This is a genomic window from Nocardia sp. CA-107356 (assembly GCF_050946365.1).
Classification (GTDB): domain Bacteria; phylum Actinomycetota; class Actinomycetes; order Mycobacteriales; family Mycobacteriaceae; genus Nocardia.
Map to the genome: position 1 here is coordinate 6,578,692 of NZ_CP191992.1, position 20,020 is coordinate 6,598,711.

21 protein-coding genes are annotated in these 20,020 nt (G+C 65.7%); 10 read left to right on the plus strand and 11 right to left on the minus strand.

Features of this window, described 5'->3' with window-relative positions:
- Positions 1 to 10 precede the first annotated feature (10 nt).
- Together ACQP1G_RS29715 and ACQP1G_RS29720 are read left to right on the plus strand one after the other, a co-directional pair.
- On the plus strand, positions 11 to 379 hold the full coding sequence (locus ACQP1G_RS29715; protein ID WP_433192862.1) for a hypothetical protein: 369 nt from the start codon (positions 11 to 13) through the stop codon (positions 377 to 379).
- Between the two features lie 188 nt (positions 380 to 567).
- Entirely contained in the window at positions 568 to 1,347 is a 780-nt protein-coding gene (locus ACQP1G_RS29720) for an alpha/beta fold hydrolase (RefSeq protein WP_433192864.1), read from the plus strand.
- A 222-nt stretch (positions 1,348 to 1,569) separates the two neighbouring features.
- Here ACQP1G_RS29720 and ACQP1G_RS29725 read toward each other — a convergent pair whose 3' ends face one another.
- Complete coding sequence (locus ACQP1G_RS29725) at positions 1,570 to 2,562, minus strand: zinc-binding dehydrogenase (RefSeq protein WP_433192866.1); 993 nt, start codon at positions 2,560 to 2,562, stop codon at positions 1,570 to 1,572.
- 54 nt (positions 2,563 to 2,616) lie between these two features.
- Here ACQP1G_RS29725 and ACQP1G_RS29730 point away from each other — a divergent pair, with 54 nt between their 5' ends.
- Complete coding sequence (locus tag ACQP1G_RS29730) at positions 2,617 to 3,426, plus strand: AraC family transcriptional regulator (RefSeq protein WP_433192867.1); 810 nt, start codon at positions 2,617 to 2,619, stop codon at positions 3,424 to 3,426.
- A gap of 372 nt (positions 3,427 to 3,798) precedes the next feature.
- Here ACQP1G_RS29730 and ACQP1G_RS29735 read toward each other — a convergent pair whose 3' ends face one another.
- Positions 3,799 to 3,960: a hypothetical protein gene (locus ACQP1G_RS29735; protein ID WP_433192869.1), complete on the minus strand. Its 162-nt coding sequence runs from the start codon at positions 3,958 to 3,960 to the stop codon at positions 3,799 to 3,801.
- 553 nt (positions 3,961 to 4,513) lie between these two features.
- On the opposite strand from ACQP1G_RS29735, the gene ACQP1G_RS29740 reads away from it, so the two are divergent.
- The gene (locus tag ACQP1G_RS29740) at positions 4,514 to 5,206 is read left to right on the plus strand and encodes a class I SAM-dependent methyltransferase (RefSeq protein WP_433192871.1); all 693 of its coding nucleotides are present in this window, start codon (positions 4,514 to 4,516) and stop codon (positions 5,204 to 5,206) included.
- A gap of 143 nt (positions 5,207 to 5,349) precedes the next feature.
- On the opposite strand, the gene ACQP1G_RS29745 is transcribed toward ACQP1G_RS29740, so the two are convergent.
- Positions 5,350 to 5,718: a hypothetical protein gene (locus tag ACQP1G_RS29745; protein ID WP_433192873.1), complete on the minus strand. Its 369-nt coding sequence runs from the start codon at positions 5,716 to 5,718 to the stop codon at positions 5,350 to 5,352.
- 841 nt (positions 5,719 to 6,559) lie between these two features.
- Here ACQP1G_RS29745 and ACQP1G_RS29750 point away from each other — a divergent pair.
- Together ACQP1G_RS29750 and ACQP1G_RS29755 are read left to right on the plus strand one after the other, a co-directional pair.
- Positions 6,560 to 7,843 (plus strand): FAD-dependent monooxygenase, encoded by a 1,284-nt coding sequence (locus ACQP1G_RS29750; protein WP_433208929.1) that lies wholly within the window; start codon positions 6,560 to 6,562, stop codon positions 7,841 to 7,843.
- A 126-nt stretch (positions 7,844 to 7,969) separates the two neighbouring features.
- A complete protein-coding gene (locus ACQP1G_RS29755; protein WP_433192875.1) occupies positions 7,970 to 8,209 on the plus strand; it encodes a hypothetical protein in 240 nt (79 codons plus the stop codon).
- A 271-nt stretch (positions 8,210 to 8,480) separates the two neighbouring features.
- On the opposite strand, the gene ACQP1G_RS29760 is transcribed toward ACQP1G_RS29755, so the two are convergent.
- Complete coding sequence (locus ACQP1G_RS29760) at positions 8,481 to 9,497, minus strand: Lrp/AsnC family transcriptional regulator (RefSeq protein ID WP_433192877.1); 1,017 nt, start codon at positions 9,495 to 9,497, stop codon at positions 8,481 to 8,483.
- 99 nt (positions 9,498 to 9,596) lie between these two features.
- On the opposite strand from ACQP1G_RS29760, the gene ACQP1G_RS29765 reads away from it, so the two are divergent.
- Positions 9,597 to 11,126: an MFS transporter gene (locus ACQP1G_RS29765; protein ID WP_433192879.1), complete on the plus strand. Its 1,530-nt coding sequence runs from the start codon at positions 9,597 to 9,599 to the stop codon at positions 11,124 to 11,126.
- A gap of 79 nt (positions 11,127 to 11,205) precedes the next feature.
- Here the strand turns inward: ACQP1G_RS29765 and ACQP1G_RS29770 are convergent, their stop codons facing one another.
- The 6 genes from ACQP1G_RS29770 to ACQP1G_RS29795 form a co-directional block, all read right to left on the minus strand.
- On the minus strand, positions 11,206 to 11,577 hold the full coding sequence (locus tag ACQP1G_RS29770) for a nuclear transport factor 2 family protein (protein WP_433192880.1): 372 nt from the start codon (positions 11,575 to 11,577) through the stop codon (positions 11,206 to 11,208).
- Positions 11,578 to 11,770: 193 nt separating this feature from the next.
- On the minus strand, positions 11,771 to 12,241 hold the full coding sequence (locus ACQP1G_RS29775; protein WP_433192881.1) for a VOC family protein: 471 nt from the start codon (positions 12,239 to 12,241) through the stop codon (positions 11,771 to 11,773).
- Complete coding sequence (locus ACQP1G_RS29780; protein ID WP_433192882.1) at positions 12,238 to 13,218, minus strand: DUF5996 family protein; 981 nt, start codon at positions 13,216 to 13,218, stop codon at positions 12,238 to 12,240. Before ACQP1G_RS29780 ends, ACQP1G_RS29775 begins: the two co-directional genes overlap by 4 nt.
- A gap of 555 nt (positions 13,219 to 13,773) precedes the next feature.
- Complete coding sequence (locus ACQP1G_RS29785; RefSeq protein WP_433209531.1) at positions 13,774 to 13,938, minus strand: hypothetical protein; 165 nt, start codon at positions 13,936 to 13,938, stop codon at positions 13,774 to 13,776.
- An 80-nt stretch (positions 13,939 to 14,018) separates the two neighbouring features.
- Positions 14,019 to 15,221: a glycoside hydrolase family 76 protein gene (locus ACQP1G_RS29790; RefSeq protein ID WP_433192884.1), complete on the minus strand. Its 1,203-nt coding sequence runs from the start codon at positions 15,219 to 15,221 to the stop codon at positions 14,019 to 14,021.
- An 804-nt stretch (positions 15,222 to 16,025) separates the two neighbouring features.
- Positions 16,026 to 17,066 carry an epoxide hydrolase family protein gene (locus ACQP1G_RS29795; protein WP_433192886.1) on the minus strand — a complete coding sequence of 347 codons (1,041 nt, stop codon included), beginning with the start codon at positions 17,064 to 17,066 and terminating at the stop codon, positions 16,026 to 16,028.
- A 37-nt stretch (positions 17,067 to 17,103) separates the two neighbouring features.
- On the opposite strand from ACQP1G_RS29795, the gene ACQP1G_RS29800 reads away from it, so the two are divergent.
- Entirely contained in the window at positions 17,104 to 17,664 is a 561-nt protein-coding gene (locus ACQP1G_RS29800; RefSeq protein WP_433192888.1) for a TetR/AcrR family transcriptional regulator, read from the plus strand.
- 239 nt (positions 17,665 to 17,903) lie between these two features.
- Here the strand turns inward: ACQP1G_RS29800 and ACQP1G_RS29805 are convergent, their stop codons facing one another.
- Entirely contained in the window at positions 17,904 to 18,230 is a 327-nt protein-coding gene (locus ACQP1G_RS29805) for a GYD domain-containing protein (RefSeq protein ID WP_433192889.1), read from the minus strand.
- 348 nt (positions 18,231 to 18,578) lie between these two features.
- Between ACQP1G_RS29805 and ACQP1G_RS29810 the strand changes: the two genes are divergently transcribed.
- Both ACQP1G_RS29810 and ACQP1G_RS29815 read left to right on the plus strand, forming a co-directional pair.
- Positions 18,579 to 19,253: a TetR/AcrR family transcriptional regulator gene (locus ACQP1G_RS29810; protein ID WP_433192890.1), complete on the plus strand. Its 675-nt coding sequence runs from the start codon at positions 18,579 to 18,581 to the stop codon at positions 19,251 to 19,253.
- Between the two features lie 73 nt (positions 19,254 to 19,326).
- Positions 19,327 to 19,959: an NAD(P)-dependent oxidoreductase gene (locus tag ACQP1G_RS29815; RefSeq protein WP_433192891.1), complete on the plus strand. Its 633-nt coding sequence runs from the start codon at positions 19,327 to 19,329 to the stop codon at positions 19,957 to 19,959.
- The last annotated feature ends 61 nt before the right edge of the window (positions 19,960 to 20,020 follow it).

Genomic DNA, 20,020 nt, shown 5'->3' on the forward strand with positions numbered 1-20,020 from the left:
GGTGATCTGTGTGGTCGACATTCTCGATGTTCTGCACGCGCGCTGCGCTGAGGTCGCGGGCGAGGCGATCCTCTCGGGAGAAGAGCACCCAACCCTCACCCTGACCACACGCGAAGTAGCAGACCTGCTCAACCACATTGCCGACCTACGAAGCCGCTACTGCGACATCGACCTCGCTTACCGCGAACTCGACTACCAGCACACCGTGCTCCGCCGCGCGACCAGCGATGCCGCCGCGTCGCTGGATCGCATCCGCGCCGTGCTGGAACAACGCACCGCACACCCGGAGGCCCATATCCGCCAGGCATGTACTATCGCCCGTTTCGCCGCCCAGAACCTCACTGCCGCAAGTCCGAACACCGAAGGAACAGCGAAGTAGCCTCGGCCACACGGCATCTCAACATCCGCTCTGCGGAGTCGAGCGCATCGCTGGCGGGTGAGATGTGGAACTCGACGTTCGAACCTGCCGTGCGCCGTATGACCGGACCCCACTCGAGGCGGGCCGACATCAGCTGCCCCGGTCGAGGCCGCGTTGTCGCGACGCTCCCTGCGCGGTAGCTTGCGGGGATGGAGATCCGAGTGGGCCAAATGGTGGTCCACTACGTGGCGCACGGGACCGGTCGACCCGTCCTGGTACTCCACGGCGCCGGCGTCGACCACCGCGAGGCCGAGGCCTGCTTCGAGCCGGTTTTCGACGGCGTTGCGGGGCTGCGGCGGATCTATCCCGACCTCCCTGGAATGGGCCGGACAATCGCTCCCGAAACACTGCGCAGCGCCGACGACGTCCTCGACACGCTGCTCGAGTTCGCCGACGAGGTCGTCGGCGGGACCGGGCACCTCCTGATCGGTCACTCGGCGGGCGCGTATTACGCGCAGGCGATGGCCGCGAGACGCCCGGCGCAGGTCGCTGGTCTGGCGCTCGTCTGTCCGTTGTTGCCGGGACTGCGCGACGTCCCAGCGCACCGCGTCATCGCCGGATCGGGTGAGATCGGTGACGACGTCTTCCGGAGCTACTTCGTGATCCAAACCCCGGGAATGCTCGAACGGTACGAAAGTTACGTCGCCCCAGCGGCCGCGCTCGTCGACCGGGCAGCGCTCGAGCGAATCAGCGAACGGTGGGCGCTCACCCCCGATCACGCGCCGGCTTACGCGGGTCCGACAGTGGTCGTGGCGGGGCGGTTGGACTCGACGGTCGGGTATGCCGCCGCTACCGACCTCATCCACCACTACCCCCACGCCTCGCTCGCCGTAGTCGACGACGCGGGACACGCCTTACCCCACGAGCAACCGGATCTCCTGCGCGCCCTCCTGACCGAGTGGCTCGCGCGGGTCGAGCGCTCGGGCTGACCCGAAACAGCCTCAGCCCAGACAGCGCGGCCGCCCGGCACCCTGCGAGCAGGGCGCCGCTGCTGGCCCGCGGTGGAGTGGGCACCCCATCGCCCGCTCATGGCGCTGTCCGAACCGGCCAGCGCGGGCAGCCAAAGACCCACTGGCCGAGATCATCTGGGCTTGCCGGACGTGCGGAACCTGCCGTGGCCGCCTGTGGTGGACGACCGCATCCACGAGTGGCTAGGGCACCACGACAAGCTTTCCGGTGGCTTGGTTGTTCTCCATGTACCGGTGCGCCGCAACGATGTCGTCCAAGCCGAAGACATGGTCGACGTTAGGTCGATAGACGCCGGCTTCGACCTGGTGGACGACCCGCTGCAACACGGTCGTGCCCGCGCTGCCCTTGTAGTCGTCGCTGTGGAAAGCCGTGAGCTTGGTTCCGGACGGGATCATCGCGATCGGTTCGAAGTCCGGGATCACCCACCCACTCAGCGAGCCCGACATGCACACCGTTCCGCCACGACACACCAGGCGCAGCGAGTCCAGAATCGTGCTCGCCCCGACGAGATCCAGAACATAGTCCGGCCCTTCGGGCCACACCGCGTGCACGCTCGCCGCCAGCGACCCACCGTTGTCCGCGAGTACACAGTCGACGCCGGCCGCAGCCAACGCGTCGATCTTGCTGTGCCGCCGAGTCGTTGCCGCGGTCTCGAGACCGTATCCGGACGCGATCGACGCGGCCGCCATCCCCACCGACGAGGTCCCACCACGGATCAGCAACCGCGCCTTGGTATCCGGCACGATCCCCAACGCGTCCAGCGCTCCCTGCGCGGTCAGGTACGTCTCCGGTAGTGCGGCCAGGACATCCCAGGGCAACGTGGTGCTGACCGGCATCAGCAGCGCATTCGGCAACAACGCGTACTCTGCGTACCCGCCGTCGAACTCCCGTCCCATCTCACCCATCACCGCCGCGACCGTCGTCCCCTCCGGCAACGTGGGATGGGTCGAGGCTGCCAGGATTCCCACGCATTCGATCCCCAGCACACGCGGGAACGTCACGTTCGGGGAGTGCCCCTGACGGGTCCGCAATTCCGACCGGTTCAAGCCCGCGCCTTTTACTTGCACCAGGCTCCAGCCCTCCCGAACCGCCGGGATCGGCAACTCTCGGATCTCCAGTGCCGCCGGATCGCCCGCCCTGGCACAGACCGCCGCTCGCATCGTCTTCTCGTACATGCGTTCACTGTCGCCGGAAAGCGGTTTGGCCGGCTACCGATAGAATGCCAACTTATGCCCGTTGGCCGCCAACCTCCTCGGCCCGGTCCTGCGTCACGTTTGTGGCCGTCCGGAGGGGCGCATCTATGGCCGTCGGGCGGAACAAGCTCGGCGCATTCCCATCCACGTGGACACCTGGTGTACGCAGCCCGTGGCGTCCTATCGGTGCACACCGAAGAGGGCACATCGATCGCTCCCGCCAATCGAGTCGCATGGACCCCCGCCGGGTTCATGCACTACCACCGCGCGCACAGCCACACCGATATGCGGATCCTCTTCCTACCGGCATCCCTGGCCCGGCTCGTACCAGGCCGTCCCGCCGTGTTCATGGTCTCCGACCTCGCCCGCGAAATCCTGCTCACCCTCACGAGCCCAGGCAATTACGATCACGTCCCACGCGACTGCGACCGCGCCGCGCGCGCTCGCCTTCGTCGAGTCCTCGTCGATGAACTCCACCGAGCACCCGAGCAGCCACTGCAACTGCCGGAACCACGCGATGATCGGTTGCAAGCCATTGCGCAGATGCTGTACGCGCAGCCTGCGGACAACACCTCATTGGCCGGACTCGGGCACCGGATCGGAGCCAGCGCCCGCACGCTGAGCCGACTGTTCCACAACGAACTCGGCATGACCTTCTATGAGTGGCGCACCCAGCTACGCATCTATCACGCACTGATCCTGCTCGCCGACGGCCACGACACCACCCACGTCGCCCACGCCTGCGGATGGGCGAACCCCAGCAGCTTCATCGCAGCCTTCACCAACATTGTCGGCACCACCCCGGGCCGCTACCGAACCAATCACCAGCGCCGCACCAACCCATGACCTTGGCAACACGCAACGTCACCACTACTCACCCGGGCATGCAGCGATTCTGCCGCCGATACAACACTTTTCGGATGGTCCAGGTCGACGCGACCGGCCAACTCTCCGAGGGAATCGTGATGCGCAGAATCCGCTTACTCTGGTCGAGCGCACCATCGACAAAAATGAGCGCCGCCATTCGAAGCTGCGGAATACCGACGCGACAAGCCTTTTCGCAACGCATACGCAACCTGCCGACACTCGGGAAGCGTTGCGGCAGTGGCTGATTCCTGCTCGGGCGGCGAGGCTGGTCCGCAGCCAGCACTGCGGCAGTGCTGATCGGCCTACGCGAGAAGACGCGTTGCAGGATGTCGCAGTTCGGTGCGTGAACATTCACTGGAGAGCTGGCGGAGGTTGCTTCAACAGGCGCTGCGCGGTCTCGCTGAAGCTCTCATGCGGGTTGAGCTTGTTGTGCGCGCGGACCTGGATGAATGCGCTCTCGGCGGATATCAGCCAGTGTTTCGCGAGTTGGAGGATATGTGGGTCCAGCGTCATCTGTCTTCCTCACGGAAACGAAAGCTCGTGCTTCCGTACGCTATCCGATGGCCTCGGCCCAGCTCCTTCCGTTCGGTCGGAAGATACCGCGCAGCCAGTGTGGCGCTCGCCCGGGTCGCATTGACCTGCGCGGCATCGTTGGGTGGACTTACCGAAGGTGGTGCGATCGGCGGCGGCCCGCGAATGGGGAGCTGGTTGTTTCGTCAACAGGGCCTGATGGATCGTCGGTCAGCGCGGTCTTTGGTGGTTGAGCGCGAGGTGGTGCGGCGGGGACCGGAAGCCCTACCGGAACCACGAGATCAGTCGGCGGCGGGAGTGTCCGGATCGCGCCGCGGCCGTGACCGCCACCGAGATCGCGCAGGTAGAAACTGTGGTGCCCGTCCAGGCGCACATGTCGGCGCATGAACGCCGACCAGCGCGCGGCGTCCGCGTCATGCACCGGATAGTCCTGGGCACGCAACTCGGCCACACCGGCGCACCGGTTCCTGAGCCGTCCGAGCGCGTCGCGGACCACCTCCCGAACATGTATCGGGTTACCTGATATTCATGGGCTATGACTACCCCTCATGATTTCGAATTCGAAGAAATCTACCGAGGTACAGGGGGCCCGTTCGGGCCTGGCGTCAAGCCGCCGTGGAGTATCGGCGAACCCCAGCCGGAACTCGCCGCCCTGATCGAACAGGGCAGATTCCATGGCGATGTCCTCGATGTCGGATGCGGAGAGGCGGCGATCTCGCTGTATCTGGCCGAGCGGGGTTTCACCACCGTTGGCCTGGATCTGTCGCCGACCGCGGTCGAGTTGGCCCGCGCCGAAGCCGCCAGGCGTGGCCTGGTCAATGCCTCCTTCGAGGTCGCCGACATCGCCTCCTTCACCGGCTACGACGGCCGTTTCGGCACCATCGTCGACAGCACGTTGTTCCATTCGATCCCGGTCGAGTCGCGGCAGGGCTATCAGCAGTCGATTGTGCGCGCCGCCGCGCCGGGCGCAGCATATTTCGTGCTGGTGTTCGACCGGGCTGCCCTACCCCAAGTGCCTGAACCGGGGCCATCGCCGGTCACCGCCGACGAGCTTCGCGAGGTGGTGTCGAAGTACTGGGTGATCGATGAGATCAGGCCGGCGCGAATCCATGGCGATCTGCCTGCGGCGTTGCCGGCGGACGCGGGTTTCCAGTTCGAGGGTTTGCGCGACGAGCCCAGTGGCCGCAAGTCGGTTCCGGCCTGGCTACTGTCGGCCCATCTGGACTGATCCCGCCACACGGGATCGCGGGTGCGTTGCCCGGGCCGGATGCGTCAGACATCGAAGTGCCCGGGCTCTCCCGGCCTATTGCTCATGTGATGCACGGGCTGCAGCCAATGCACCGGCATAATTGCCGCTTCGATTTCCGCCACTTATAAGAAGCTGCTGATATTGGTCGTTTGGCCCGGTGTCGGCGTCCCGCTGGCCTGGTAGTAGATGGTGAAGCCCCCTGATCTCCACTGGATCTGCTTCTTCTGGCCTGCTCCCGCGACCAGGATGTACACCGGGCTCGCGCCGAACGTCGGGATCAGGAACTCGTCGCTGGTGGCGCCGGCGGCCAACAGGATCAGATCTTTAGGGCGACTGCCGACGTACCGGCAGATCGAGAAGTCGATATTGGTGTTGTTGTGCAGCCGGTACTTGGTAACGAATTCTGGCTCGACGGTCTCCTGGATCATCGACGAAAAAGACACGGTCTCCGTCTTGAGTTCCAAGTCGACGTCCGTTTTGACTGCAGTCATGTGCGCCTCCTTCGGTTGTGCGCTCGTCACGCAAGGAATCCGGTGGCGCGAACCCGGCCAGATAGCGATGAAAGCCCGCGCCGGTTCGCAATGAAGACCCGGTTGTACAAGCCACGCAAATAGTGACCAGAGGTAGTAACAGACGCTGGTCCGTTCTCGAAGCAAGTATGAATCGATCGGTAATCGAGTCACCTATTATGGCTGAAATACCGCCTTGACCAGGCTGCTTCGGCATTCGGGTGCGCGCAGCGCGATGCATTTGCCGGACATGTGCGGCCCAACTTCCAGTAGTCGGTGCCGCTCGTCGAATACTGCTGCCGGCAGGACGGATCCGAGGGCCCGCGCCGTGATCGCGACGGTGTTCGCGTGCCTGGATGCCGCATCGATGACGTGGGTCGATAACGACGGCAAGGGCGACATCATGGACCTGTACGACGAGTGCCTGGCCGCAGTGCGCGGCTGACCCGCAGCGACCGGTCAGCCCAGAAACTGTGGACCGACAGCGCCGAATTCAAGGCCTGACCTCTATCGCCAGTAGCGCTGAGACCGGTCAGCACCACCCCGTCATACCGACCCGCGCACGACCATGCGCTACGACCGAGCCCAAACGAATCTCGACCGGCACCCGAACTACATTTCGGCCGCCTACATGGCCTGCGGCACATGACATCAACCGTGCACTACCTTGCCGAGTTCAGGGTGTTTCGCCGGAGCGTGGACACGATCTCGGCTGCACCGATGAATTTTGTGTGGATCCGTCGTCGATACCGCTGGATACACCGACAGCGGTGGGCCTGTGCTGGGACCGTTCCAGCACGGGAAGAAACACATGGAGGCAATGATGAGCGTCGAAAACCCTGCGCACGAGCAAACGGTCCGGACGGGTGAGCAGGAGGGCGCAGTGAGCGGTCCCAGGGTGTTAGTGGCGGGGGCGAGCATCGCGGGGCCCGCGCTAGCTCACTGGTTGCGCCGGCGGGGGGCCGTGGTGACCGTGGTGGAGCGGGCCCCCGAGCTGCGTCCCGGTGGGCAGGCGGTGGACGCACGCGGAGTGACCAAGGAGGTCATCCGGCGGATGGGGCTGGACGCGGCGGTGCGCGCGGCCCGCACTGAGACCGCTGGCGCGTACACCGTGGACGTGGACGGGAAAGTGCTGGAGACCTATCGCGCGGACGACGACGGCGGCGACGGGTTCATCTCGGAGATCGAGATCCTGCGCGGGGACCTGTCCCGGGTGCTCCACGACGACACCCGCGACGGTGTCGAATACATTTTCGGCGACCGGATCGCCGAGCTCACCCAGGACGCGGACGGGGTCGATGTGGCCTTCGCGGGCGGCGACCGGCGGCGCTTCGACCTGGTGGTCGGGGCGGACGGGCTGCACTCGGCGCTGCGAGCGATGGTCTTCGGGCCGCGCGAGCGGTTCGTCCGCCATCTCGGGCATGTGCTGGCCTTCTACAGTGTGCCCAACGAGTTCGGGCTGGACCGCTGGCTGATCGATTACCAGGAGTCCGGGCGTTCCGCCGGGCTGCGGCCCATCCAGGACGCCACCCGGGCGATGGCCATGTTCTCCTTCCCCTCGGGGGACTTCGACGTCGACTATCGCGACGTCGCTGCCCAGAAGCGCCTGCTGGGCGAGCGGATGGCCGGCATGGGCTGGTTGACCCCGCGCATCCTCGCGCACCTGGACGACACCCCGGACTTCTACCTCGACCAGGTCGCCCAGGTGGTGATGGACCGCTGGTCGAGCGGACGGGTGGGGCTGCTCGGGGACGCGGCGTTCAGCTCGTCACCGATGTCTGGGCAGGGCACCGGGCTGGCCCTGGTCGGCGCCTACCTGCTGGCCGGAGAGCTGGCCGCCGCCGGGTGGGACCCGCAGGCCGGGTTCGCCGGCTACGAGGCACGGATGCGCTCGTTCGTCGAGGCCAACCAGGAGATCGGCCGGTTGAACGCACGCAGCCGCGACGTCCCCGGGCCGGACGCCGAGCCGGGCCCCGATTTCACCGGAGAGTGGTTCGCCGAGCTGATCGAGTGCGCGATCAACGGCGTCGAACTGCCCGACTACGCGGGGGTGCCGGACTCCGGAGCCCCGGCCGGACCGCCGATCACCTCCTCGGCCAAGCCGTAGGCGTCATATAACGTGTCGAGAGGGACGACGCTTCGGTAGGCCACCGCCGAACTACGTCCGCTCGTCGCCGTGTAGTGCGCTGGCTGAATCGCAGGAAGGCCCGGGAAGTCAGCTGCAGGAGACGAATTGCTGGACGAAGATGCCCGCGGGGTCGGTGGTGTCGAAGCCGGGGCGGGCGGCGCCGGCACGGACACCTACACCGAGCTCGGTGAGCTTGCGGTCGAGGATGTTGGCCTTGTGGCCGTTGTTGGGGTACTTGGTCGCGAAGTACTGGTAGCCGTGTACCGGGTCGTCGGCGTTGTCGCAGGTGGGGGCCGCGGCGGCGGGTGCAGCGCCGCCGACGGGCTGCTCGATCCGTCCGGTTGATGCGACACCGCGCCCGGCTGAACTTCTACCGCGGCTGCTGTGGCACCGGTCCGGGCTATCGGCCCCGTACGCCGCGCGAGGTTCGGGAGCGGCTGATTCTCGCCGAACGGACGGGTATGCCGATCGCGGAGGCAATGGCCACAGCCGATCCCACGTTCGCCTCACCGGCTGCCGAGCGCGGTGCGCGAACGGAGCGCCACGTGAGGTGAATGCCGCGTCAGCGGAACAGGTTGCGACCGAATCTGTGGCTTTGACCGAGACCGCGCGATGGTCAGCGTCTGTGCCGGCGCGCCGGGGCGGGAGCGGGTCGAGCCAATCGCTCGCCGACAATGAGCGCACCCGCTTGCTTGAGCTGGCGCAGTACCGGCGACACTTCGACGATGTGAATGCCGGGCAGGTCGGCCAGGTGGGTGGTCATGTGCCGGTAGAGGTCCTCGGCGCTGTCGAGGGACAGCGTCGCCATCAGGTTGAACCCTCCGGTGATCGCGGCAACGTAGGTCGTCTTGTCGTGTTCGGCAATGGCTCGCCCGGCCGATTCCAGATGTGCCGGAGCGACACTGAGCCACAGTGCCACCGCCAACCTCGCTCCCGATACGGCAGGAGCGATGTCGAGATCGAAGTAGAGCAGGCCCGCGGCCTGCAACGCGTGGATCCGGCGCATGATTCGTCCCGGACTTATGCCAGTCGAGCGGGCCAGCACCGCATAGCTCGTCCGACCGTCGCGGGCAAGCAGGTCCAGCAGCGGACGGTCGGCATCCTCGATTCGGGTAGCACCCGCAGCGATGTCCGCGGCGGCCGGATCGGCGAGCCGCCGCCCACGCGAATCGACAGTATTCGTGCCGACGAAACGGTGCAGAATCATCGACGCCGAGACATCGAGGACCGGTGCACTGCGCTGCAGCCGTTGCGCCAGTAAGTCTTCGCGCGCGTGCTGGGTGCGCGGATGTAGAGAAAATACGACCTCGGCGCCGCCGCTGCCGAGGCTGACCCACGCCGCGTCCTCGCGGAGCGCAATCGCCTCGGCCACCTGCAACGCTCCCTCGGGGCGGCAACGCACCCTGACGATCCACTCGGTTTCGCCGATTGCGCGGGCATCGACCGCCCCGATCACCCGGGCCAACCCATCGCGACGCAGCCGCCGATACCGACGCGCGATCGTCTGCTCCGCCACACCCAGCTCGGCCGCCACGACGCTGAACGGGAGTCGCGGATCGAGTTGCAGCGCACGCACAATTCGCTGATCAATTGGATCCAGCACGGAGTTTTCATGCAGCACAGAGTTGCTCACTGCACAGAATCTACGCTGCAGGTCGACCAGGGCGACTTCGTCCGATCTCGAAACAGATACTCGTCGCCGCATATCCAAACATGGGAGAGGACAACGGAATTGCGGAAATGGCTACCACTGCTGACGGTCTGTCTCGGCACCTTCATGCTGCTGGTCGACGTGACGATTGTGAACGTCGCGTTGCCGGACATGCAGCGCGACCTCGGCGCATCGTTCAGCGCATTGCAATGGGTGGTCGACGGCTACGCACTGGCCATGGCGGCGTTGATGCTCGGCGCCGGCTCGATCGGTGATCTGGTCGGGCATCGAAGCACCTACCTGGCGGGCATGGCGCTGTTCTCGGCATCGTCGCTGGTCTGCGGGATCGCACCGAATTCCGCGATTCTCATCGCGGCCCGCATCGTGCAGGGCATCGGAGCGACCGCGATGGCCTCGACCACCTTGGCCCTGTTGAACAGTTCCTATGCCGACCGCGACCGGGGCGTCGCATACGGAGTATGGGGAGCTATCGCAGGCGCTGCCGCCGCCGTGGGGCCGATCATCGGTGGCGTGCTGACGAATTGGGCGTCGTGGCGGTGGATCTTCCTCGTCAACCTCCCCGTCGGCATCATGGCAATAGTCTTGTGCGCCTGGGTGATTGCGGATTCCGGTGCGGCGCACCACGCCCGGGTCGATGTGCCCGGCATCGTCACGTTCGCCGGCGCCGCCGGGGCCGCGACATACGCGCTGATCCGCGCCAACGAGCACGGCTGGTCGGATGTCGGGATCCGGTGGACGCTGCTGGTCGCGGCCCTGGCATTGGCGGCGTTCCTTGTCGTCGAACGGCACTCGGCACAGCCGATGCTGGATCTCGGGCTGTTGCGCGACCGTTCCTTCGTCGGCGTGCTGATCGCCGGCGCCGCGTTGTTCTTCGCAGCATTCGGGGCGCTCATGTACACCCAGATCTGGATGCAGTCGGTACTCGAGATGAGTCCCATCGGTGCCGGACTGGTGGGACTTCCCCTGTCCGCGATGGCATTCGTGGTCTCCGGTGGGCTCGGCCGATACCTACACGGCCCGAATTCCGGACGCATCATCGGCCTCGGGCTGCTCATCGTCGGCACGGGTGGGACAGTAGGCGCGCTACTGGTGCACGGCGATGCCGGTTGGCCTGCGTTGATCCCCGGTTTCCTGGTGGTCGGAACCGGAGTCGGGCTGGCGACCGCAACCCTGAACTCCGCTGCGTTGTCGGCGGTTCCGCCACAACGGGCTGGTATGGCGGCCGGTGCGATCAATACCGCACAGCAGCTCGGCATGGCGGTTGCGATTGCTGCGCTGGGCAGCGTGTTCACCGCGCGAGCCCGGGATGTGCTCATGACCCATTCCGCAACCGACCCCGCCGGCACAGCCCGCGCCGTGGCCGGCGGCCAAACGCCGCTGGTACTGGCCCACACTCCGACCCAGATGCAGCCCATCGTGCGTGCCACCCTGCATACCGCAGCCGCGGCCGGCGTCCAGAACACACTCGCCGTCAGCGGCACCGTCGGCCTCCTCGGGGGCGCAGTCGTTCTGATACTCACCCGACCCCTCCGGAAAACAGATCCCACACCCGAATCCACTACACCCGGAGTCGAATTCACCAGCCACTGAGAACACACTGCGAGCCGACAGGTGTACCTGCCGGCTCGCAGTGCTCGGGCCGCCGATACAACAACTTTGCGGCCGGACCCTAGGACGGCTGACGGATCTCGGTGACGATTGTGTAGAGCTCGATGATGACGCCGTCTTCGGTACGAGCGATGTCCATGCCGCTGACCACCGGCGGTTGGTCGGCAGGGCCGTATTGGAAGCCGAGGTGGCCGATGTCGTCGAGCTCCGACGCGGAGCCAACGGGTCGGAAGACCCAATCCGGGTTTTCGGCACGCAACTCTTCGGCGCGGCGTTCGAGGTCCTTGCGCCCGTGCACAATTCGGTCCTGTTCGTGCCACACCACATCTTCGGTATAGGTGTCGGCGATGGCCGCAGCCCGGCGCGCCGGGTCGGGTTCGTTGAAGACGTCGAGAAGGTTGCGTCGCATGAGGTCGGCAGGGGAACTGGTCATGGCGAGTCCTTCCATATGGGCAAGCGCTGTAGTTCGACAGTGAAGGTACTGCTCATGTCGAATAGTCCTGAGTGGATCCAACGCCATTCAGTCCGTCCGGCCCCCAATGGATCGGCTCGGCGGACGACCACATCCTCACCGACGACGTCAGCTCCAACCGCTGCGTTGGGCACCTGAACTCCGCCCGCATCACTTAACTTTGTCCGCTTTCAGCGCTCCCCGCATGCCGGTCGGCGTAGATGCCGCGGAGCATGCCGGTGGCCTGGCCGATCTCGATGAGGTAGCCGTCTGGGTCGCGGAGATAACACCGGATCTCGGCTTTGCGGTCGAGTGGTTCGGTGAGGAATTGTGCCCCTTTGGATTTGGCGTCGGTGTAGAACGCGGCGATGTCGGCGACCCGCACGTTCAAGAATGACGAGATCGGATCACCTGGTTCAGGGGGAGTCAGAATGATATCGGGCTTGTCCGGGGTCGGGCCGCCACCCGGGTTCATGATGATCCAGCTGTTGGCGACCTGGACGATGGCCGGATTCTCCTCCAGCACGACCCGGCCGCCGAAGATTTCGGCGTAGAAATCTCGGGAACGCGCGACGTCACGCACGCTCAAGAAATGCGTCAGGAACAGTCCCTGTTCGGGATACGGTAGATCGGTCCGATTGGTCACGATTCCCTCCGTCGGTTCAGTGTTCGCTGTTTCTGGTCCCACCGGCGCGGATCGCATTCGAGTGCTGCTCGGTCCCACTTGCCGAGTTCGGCGGCCGCTTGATAGGTGGTGTGCAGGAATTCCAGCAGGGTTCCTTCCGGATCTGCGGCGGTGCGTACCGCCTCGTAGGGCAGCAGAAACTGGCCGTTGTCGGCGCTGTAGAAGGCGTGCCGAGGACCGACCGGATAGTCGGCGAAGCCGTCGGGTTCGGGATAGGCGTAGGCGTAGAAGGCGCCTTCATCGCCGCCACCCGGCCAGAAACCGCAGCTGCTCAACTCGTGGGAGTAGCCCTCCACCATCACCCAGTCACCGCAGTTGGGTGCGCCGCCCGGATGTTTCGGCGCGGTCCGGCCGGAGAACCTGGTGCAGGCCAGATCCATGGCTCCCCAGAAGAAGTGCACCGGGCTCACCTTGCCGATGAAATACGAGCGAAACTCGCTCATTACTCGATGGGTCGCGACGAGTTGGCGCCAGAACAGATGCACGGCGTCGCGATCATAGGAAGCATGCTCGTAGTCGTCGGCGAACGGGATCGCAGGATCGACCTCGTTGGGCATCGCCTGAATGTGTACCGCAATGCCGAGCTCGTCGAGCGCCCCCATCGTTTCGGCATAGAAATCTGCAACCGGCTTGGGTTCCAGCGCGACCTGACGGGCGTCGCCGTCACTGGTTCGTATGTGCAACCGATGCTCGTTGAAATCGAACTCGATGTCGAATACACCGGCCTCATAGGGCATCGCGGAGGTGGTCAAACCCCGCGGGCTGACGTAGAAAGTGACCTGCCACCAGTGGTTGATCATCGGCGCATGAGCGAGTCGAATCTTGCCGATGATCTGGGTCCACATGTGCAGTGTGTCGCGGGTAGCGGTCCACTCCTCGACCCGCAACCGCGGCCAGCGTTGTGACGTCGCGATCTGTGTGCGAGCGGTCTCGGCCATCAGACTTCCTAGGTCCGTCCGTCGGTTTCGATGCCGGTCGCGGCGCGGATTCTGCAACCATGCCGCAGCGCCGCGGACGTCGGCCCGGTGTCAGGCATTCAGAAAGGCGAGCAGGTCGGCTCGACGGTCTCCGCCTGGGTGGTTGGCATGCCGCGCCGGAAGCCTATGTAGGTCTTCAGCGCACTGTTCTCGAGAAGCTGCGCGGACCAGGGGCCGGAGGCCTGGTACGGAACGATCTGTGTATCCCGGTCATCAGCCGCCAGCCGTGACCGAACACGCTGGGCTGACCCGTGCCCCAGTTTTTGTAAATGATCTCTATGCCGTCAATGGTGGTGATCGCGCCCATATACGACCCTCCTCGAAGACAATGCGATGACGTATGCGACCCGCTGCCCTCCTGCTCTACCAAAGTACGCCGGATACCCGGCACGGAGGTAGTCAACGCTGTGGCTAGCGTGCGGGGGTGTGGTGCGGCGACAGCCCAGCGTGAACCCGAGCGCGAACGACACGAGAACGGCTGTGGTGAAAGCGATCACGACCAGAGCCGTTCGCATGTCAGGGGCGGCATGTCGTCGCGGACCTCGTCGTCACCTTCACCGCCACCGTCCGGTCCAGCACCACCCGCGTACAGCGATACACCACACCGAAACCACCGTGCCCGATCTCCTCGGCATCCTCGAAACCCGACGCACCCAACGCCACCGCAACGGACATGTTCATGTCGCGGCTGGTCCGCAGCGGAGCCTCACCGACCATCGGTCGCCCGCAAACCACCGGGCACCATGCGCACCGGTGCGGACTCAGCGTCCCGCGGCGGTGAGCTGGTATTCCGCTTCGAGCAGCATCCACCCGCTCAGCTGTACCGAGAGATCGCGGCTCAGGTTCGACGAAGCGGCGGACGATTGCGTGAGCTGGGGAAGCGTTCCCGGATGCTCCGCCACCGTGACCGGGCGGGTCCAGTCCACACCGAACAGCGGTAGCCCGTCCACCTCGGCGCGGTGTTCCCAGGCCGCCCGCGCGGAAGCGTGCACGATATTCGCCGCGGTGGTGTCGCCCAAGGACAGTGCGGCTTCGGCGAGATACCTGGCGAGGATACCCATGAACAGCCCGGAGTCGCCCCCGGAGGCCGCGGCGATCACCCCGGCGTCCGTGAGCCGGTCCTCGGTTGCGGCAACGAGTGCTGCCACACGGCTGTGATGGCTCGATTCGCCGGTGCGCACTGCCAGCTCGGTTTCCAGCCCGATGGTCACGCCCTGGCTGTAGGTGCGGACAGTCCGGTCCACTCGTCCGCCGGGCTCATGGACACCGTCGAGGATCAGGCCGCTGTCGGTGTCGCGTAATCGGGTGTGCAAGAAATCGGCAAGCTGTCGGGCGCGGGGCAATTCGCCCGAACGCGCCATCGCGATACCGGTCGGACCGATCGCGGGGGTGTTGTAGAAATCGTCGCCGGACCGCCATGGCACCGCACCGACGACCGGGTTACAGCCGTCGATCAAGTCGGCCCGCAGGTCCCCGATGGCGTCGCCGAATCGGACACCGAGCAGCCGGTCGGCGCGTTCGAGCGCCAGCACCAGCCACGACATATCGTCGTAGTACCGGTTGGTCCAGCCGGTGAGATTGCGGGTCCGGATACCGCGTGCGAGGGCGACGACCCGGTCGATACGTTCGGGAGTGCGGGCGCGGTACGCGGCGTCCACCGCACAGTCGAGAAGGTGGGCTTGCCACCAGTAACACCATCGCACGAACGACTGGTCCGGCAAGGACGCCGGCCAAACGAGCATGCCCAGCTGCGTCCCCGGCTGGCCCCAGAGCGTGCGCACGTGCCGCTGCACAATCGCCTGTTCCGCCAGGTCCGCCCGCTTCCCGGGCTCCTCGGGGTCGGCGGACACGTTCTGCGTGATCGTCACCGCCTGCGTCGGCTGCGCCATTGCGGTGAGTGCCACCGAGGCTCCGGCCGCCAATAGCACACTGCGCCGGCTGATCCCCGTGTTCCGGCGATCCATCCGCTCGGACTCCCTTTACTGAACAACGATCACCGGAGCCGGAAACCGTGCAGCTACATTCTATCTCGCAACGACCGCCTCGGCGCGGTGCGGACCGGCTGCGCCAGGTGCAGGCGTCAACCGCGGGCGTGGCTCCTGCCGGTCCGGAGATCGAGGAACACCCTTTCGCTGTGGCCACGTCGAGGACGTCATTAGCGGCGACCCTGAAATCTCTTATCTCCGAACCGGTTCCGTAAGGCAGGGCTTGACGTGAAGTCGGCAATGCGTGCGGCCATCCGCATGTGTCACGGGCGGCGAAAGCGCATCTCGCGGCAATACCGGATCCACGATCGGCAGACCCACACAGACACCACGACACTCATCGTCGCGAATGCAGATACCAATGGATTACGCTGTCGCCCCGAGGACCGCCGTGAGGTCAGTCTCGGCTCGGGACCTACGTTGGGTGCCCGAAGGCAGAAGTCGAGGGCACTGCCCTGAACCCGTTGCACGGCATCTTCGGGGCCCCACATCCAGGTTCGGCCGTCGGGACCAGCCAACGGACCTGTCCCGTTCACAGGGGCAAGGTTGATCTGGTCCGGTCAGACTACCCAGCTCGATTTCGGCGAGTCGAACCGGCTCTGGCACAAAGTCTTTGGCTGCGTTGGGGATCGAGTCATGCGTTGAAGCAGGAGGCGGCATCGCTGACCGCCCGACCCCGCACCCGATGACCGCGCGCTTCAACTCGGCACGGTGTCGGCTGACGCGTCATGGGCGGTGCCGGGCGCACGGCGTTGCGGCCGTGGAGCATTCGCAGGCTTCGTTTCAGCCGCCCAGCTCGACCGCACGGTGTACGTCGCCGACATAAGCTTCGGGCTGTTCCCAGGCTGCGAAGTGGCCGCCGGCAGGGTGTTTCACATATTCGCAAACGTTCAGGAACGCCTCGGCGTAGCTTCGCGGCTCCGGTTTGATATCGCGCGGGAACACGGAGAGCACGGTCGGCGTGTCGATCCGGTCAGGGAGGGTGACCGGTTCGACATAGGTGGCGAAAGAGGTGCCGATCGTGCCGGTGACCCAGTAAGCGGTGACCCAGGTGAGAAGCTCGTCCGGAGTGAAGGCCGACTCGTCGGACCAGGACTCCAGTTTCTCGACGATCCATGCCGCGAGGCCTGCGGGTGAGTCGCCGAGGGCGACGGCGAGCGTGTTCGGCCGCGTCGACTGCTCAGCGATGTACCCGCCCTCGGTCCGGAACCACTGCGCTGACCGGTCGAGGTAGGCGGCCGCATCGGGTGCGAGCTTCGCCGGGTCCGCCGTGAGCGCACGACGCGGGGCAATGTTCGTCAGGTGCAGGGCAGCCACCCGGTCCGGGTGTTCGGCCGCGAGGATTTCCGCGACGGTGCCACCCACGTCGCCGCCGGACACCGTGTACCGCGCGTAACCGAGCTCATCGAGAGCGTCGGCGACGATCCCAGCGATCCGATTGACCGACATACCGGGCATGGTGAGCGGAGCCGCGAACGGGAAGCCAGGCAGGGCGGGAACCACCACGTGCAGGTCCGCGAGTAACGGCAGGACGCGCTCGAACCGCAACACCGAGTCCGGCCAGCCGTGCAGCAGCACGACAACCGGGGCGCCGGGATTCGCGGACCGCTGGTGGATCACACGCAGTTCGGTGTCGCCTGCCCGCACCGTCACCCAGGGAAACTCGCCGATGCGGCGCTCGTGCACGCCCCAGTCGTACCCGTTCGTCCAGCGTTCGAGCAGTTCGTCGAGGTGGGTGCCGCTGATGCCGCGCGTCCCGTCGTCATTCCACGGGGTCGTCACACGCCGCGTCCGCTGGAGCCGTTCCCGCATCTCGCCGTTCATGTGTATCAGCATACACATAATGTGTATGCTGATACACATGACCTTGCGCAATGCGGCCGCCACCAAACAGCGAATCCTGGAGCACGCGCAACGCCAGTTCGCCCAGCGCGGGTACGCGGCGATCACGGTCAAAGGCGTGGCCGACGCGGCCGGCGTGTCGCCCAACCTCATCACGCGCTATTTCGGCGGCAAGGATGGCCTTTTCCTGGCCGCAACCCAGGTGCAGATCCCGGTCTCGAACTCCCTCGACGGCGCCCGTTCCGCGCTGGGTTCACGCCTCGCGGCGAGCATCGTCGCGCGCTGGTTCGGTGCACCCGGGGAGGATCCACTGCTCGTGCTGCAACGCACGTCCGGCGAACGCCCAGAGGCGGCCGAGGCGCTGGCCGGCTTCCTCGACACGAACTCGCTGGAGCCACTGCACCGCTACCTGCGCGACAGCGGCCTGGACGACGCGGACGCCCGCAGTCGAGCGGCAGCGATCGACGCCTTCGTGCTCGGCGTCTCGACCCGCCGCCGGGTCCTGCGTTCCGAACTCGGCGCCCCCGCTGATCTGCAGGCCTGGCTGAGCGCCACCATCCAACGCCTCGCCGACGGGTGATGTACGACGGCAAGCACTGCTGAAACTCCGCTTCTGGTCAGCACCTGCGGTCGTATCCCGGACACGATCCAGCCCTACTCCGCGACCGCGGCCCGGCTACCCGGCCCGATCAAGGACCTGACCGTGGTCGCCGTCGAGGGAGGCCCGCACAACATCGCCCGGACCCACCCCGAGGTCGTCAACCCCGCACTGCTGAATTTCCGAAGCTGTTCGCCGGCGATGCACAAACTCGCCTGTTGTCAGGCCGGCTCCGCCGGTGGCTGATACGTGACCTCCCGAGCGACGGCTTCGTCGACCTGCTCAGGGGTCAGCAGCACCACGGTATGCGATATCGCCGCACCGGAAGCAGCGGTGCGGATGGCGAGTGCCGCGGCCGAAACCTCGTCCGGGACATCACCGATCACGAACAGATCGTCCTCACCAAAAGCGAAATAGCAGACGTCCACATGGCCGCCCACACTCTCGACCATTTCCGTGATGGCCGCTCGGCGGGCGCTGCCACCCTGCGCGAGCAGACCGCGCGCCCCCTCCGGTGAGTAGCCGACCCGCCACAGGTACTTCGCCATTCCAGTCGCCTCCTTCTCGCAGAACGATCTTGGCGAGACCGACCATACGGTCTCGCGGACCGCCAGGCGGCACCACAGGAGCAGCGACGCAGCAATGATGCAGCAACGTGACAGTGGTAATGCCACCCCGGACGAGGACGCTGCTCGTGCCGAGGAACATTGTGCGCACGGCCCCCGACCGCAGTAGCACCGCGCGGGTGTGCCAAGCCGGCGAAACGCGTCATCGCTGCGAGGCTGACAGACCACCGCCGAGCACCAACACAGGATTCGAGATCGAGCTCACAGCAAAATGGTAACGGTACTACTGTTACAGTCAATGGCGAAGCCACAAGTAGCCAGGAGTTGCCCATGGATCAGGATGCGAACAGCGCACGCAGCCGACTAAAGGTCACCCAGCCGCGCCAGGCGCGTAGCCGAGCCACCATGGAACGCATCCTGTCGACGGTCGAAGACCTGCTCGCCGAGAAGCCGTTCGAGCAAATCACCATCGCCGAGATCTCGGCTCGGTCGGCCAGTGCTCCGACCGCGATCTATGCACGCTTCTCCGACAAGACCGCCTTGCTGCTGGGTGTGCACGAACGGTTCCGGGAACGAACGGCCGACAAGATCGTGGCGGCGATCACCGAGCCCGGTCTCGCCGAACTGCCACCCGAGGAATTCGTGAGCTATGTCGCAGGGGAACTGATCGCCCTCTTCCGGGACAATCATCGGCTACTGCGCAGCGTCCTACTGTCCAACAATTCCCAGATGTACACGCACGCAACAGAATTAGGACGATCCGTGGCAACCGCGATCGGCGGACAGCTTTCCCCGCGGATCCCCGAGCACCAGCGCGCCGATGCCGAGCGCGATCTCGACTTCGCGGTGCGCACCGCGCTGGCCCTGATGCAACAAAGCTTGATCTTCGACGATCAGACCCCGACCAGATTCGACTATTCCGAGGCCGAACTCCGCGACAGAATCACCCGCATCCTGTTCGATGCGTACACCCGATATTCGGTCGAATCTCCGCAATCTCAATGAAGATAACCGCAAGATAGCTATGGATCGTCGCTGCGAGCCACCGCCGCGCCGCACCAACGACATCGAAGGAGACATGATGCGAATCGCTCTGCTGGGCGCCACCGGACCCTCCGGACAGCAAGTCCTCGACCAGGCCTTGAAGACCGGCCACCAGGTGACCGTCCTGGTTCGAGATCCGGGCCGCCTCCCGCAGGTCGGCGACAGTCGGGTCACGGTGATAACCGGAGACGCCACCAACACCGAAGACCTGAAGCACGCCCTGTCCGGGAACGACGCGGTGATCTCGGCCCTCGGTGCCGGTAAGAATTTCAAATCCGATATTGCCACCCGCGCCACCCGAGCGTTCATCCCCGCGGCCGACGCCACCGGCGTGCGCCGGGTGGTCTGGCTGTCCGCCCTGGGTTCCGGCGACACCGCCCAGCAGACTCCGGCCCTGGTCAACCTCGGCGTCAAGCTGTTGATGAGCAAGTTGTTCGCCGACAAGGCCGTCGCCGATGACCTGCTGCGCTCCAGCGACGTGGACTGGACCCTGGTCTACCCCATGATCCTCACCGACGGCCCACGCACCGGCTCCTACAAGACAGTCGATCTACCCTCCAGCGGTAAGACCGGCAGCCGAATCAGCCGCGCCGACGTCGCCGACTTCATGCTTCGCGCGGTCACCGCCGAGGAGTGGTCACACCGCAACATCGCACTGACCCGTTGACGAATCTGTGCCGGGAGCTTGCCGCTTGTGAAGGGCGGCGCAAGGCTCGACCTGTTGCACT

Coding starts and splice junctions, on each gene's coding strand:
- ACQP1G_RS29735 (WP_433192869.1), bottom strand. CDS start 3,960: ATGACGCTGGACCCACATATCCTCCAACTCGCGAAACACTGGCTGATA.
- ACQP1G_RS29810 (WP_433192890.1), top strand. CDS start 18,579: ATGGATCAGGATGCGAACAGCGCACGCAGCCGACTAAAGGTCACCCAG.
- ACQP1G_RS29790 (WP_433192884.1), bottom strand. CDS start 15,221: ATGGATCGCCGGAACACGGGGATCAGCCGGCGCAGTGTGCTATTGGCG.
- ACQP1G_RS29785 (WP_433209531.1), bottom strand. CDS start 13,938: ATGAACATGTCCGTTGCGGTGGCGTTGGGTGCGTCGGGTTTCGAGGAT.
- ACQP1G_RS29815 (WP_433192891.1), top strand. CDS start 19,327: ATGATGCGAATCGCTCTGCTGGGCGCCACCGGACCCTCCGGACAGCAA.
- ACQP1G_RS29780 (WP_433192882.1), bottom strand. CDS start 13,218: ATGGCCGAGACCGCTCGCACACAGATCGCGACGTCACAACGCTGGCCG.
- ACQP1G_RS29770 (WP_433192880.1), bottom strand. CDS start 11,577: ATGACCAGTTCCCCTGCCGACCTCATGCGACGCAACCTTCTCGACGTC.
- ACQP1G_RS29800 (WP_433192888.1), top strand. CDS start 17,104: ATGACCTTGCGCAATGCGGCCGCCACCAAACAGCGAATCCTGGAGCAC.
- ACQP1G_RS29720 (WP_433192864.1), top strand. CDS start 568: ATGGAGATCCGAGTGGGCCAAATGGTGGTCCACTACGTGGCGCACGGG.
- ACQP1G_RS29740 (WP_433192871.1), top strand. CDS start 4,514: ATGACTACCCCTCATGATTTCGAATTCGAAGAAATCTACCGAGGTACA.
- ACQP1G_RS29750 (WP_433208929.1), top strand. CDS start 6,560: ATGAGCGTCGAAAACCCTGCGCACGAGCAAACGGTCCGGACGGGTGAG.
- ACQP1G_RS29725 (WP_433192866.1), bottom strand. CDS start 2,562: ATGTACGAGAAGACGATGCGAGCGGCGGTCTGTGCCAGGGCGGGCGAT.
- ACQP1G_RS29745 (WP_433192873.1), bottom strand. CDS start 5,718: ATGACTGCAGTCAAAACGGACGTCGACTTGGAACTCAAGACGGAGACC.
- ACQP1G_RS29805 (WP_433192889.1), bottom strand. CDS start 18,230: ATGGCGAAGTACCTGTGGCGGGTCGGCTACTCACCGGAGGGGGCGCGC.
- ACQP1G_RS29795 (WP_433192886.1), bottom strand. CDS start 17,066: ATGAACGGCGAGATGCGGGAACGGCTCCAGCGGACGCGGCGTGTGACG.
- ACQP1G_RS29730 (WP_433192867.1), top strand. CDS start 2,617: ATGCCCGTTGGCCGCCAACCTCCTCGGCCCGGTCCTGCGTCACGTTTG.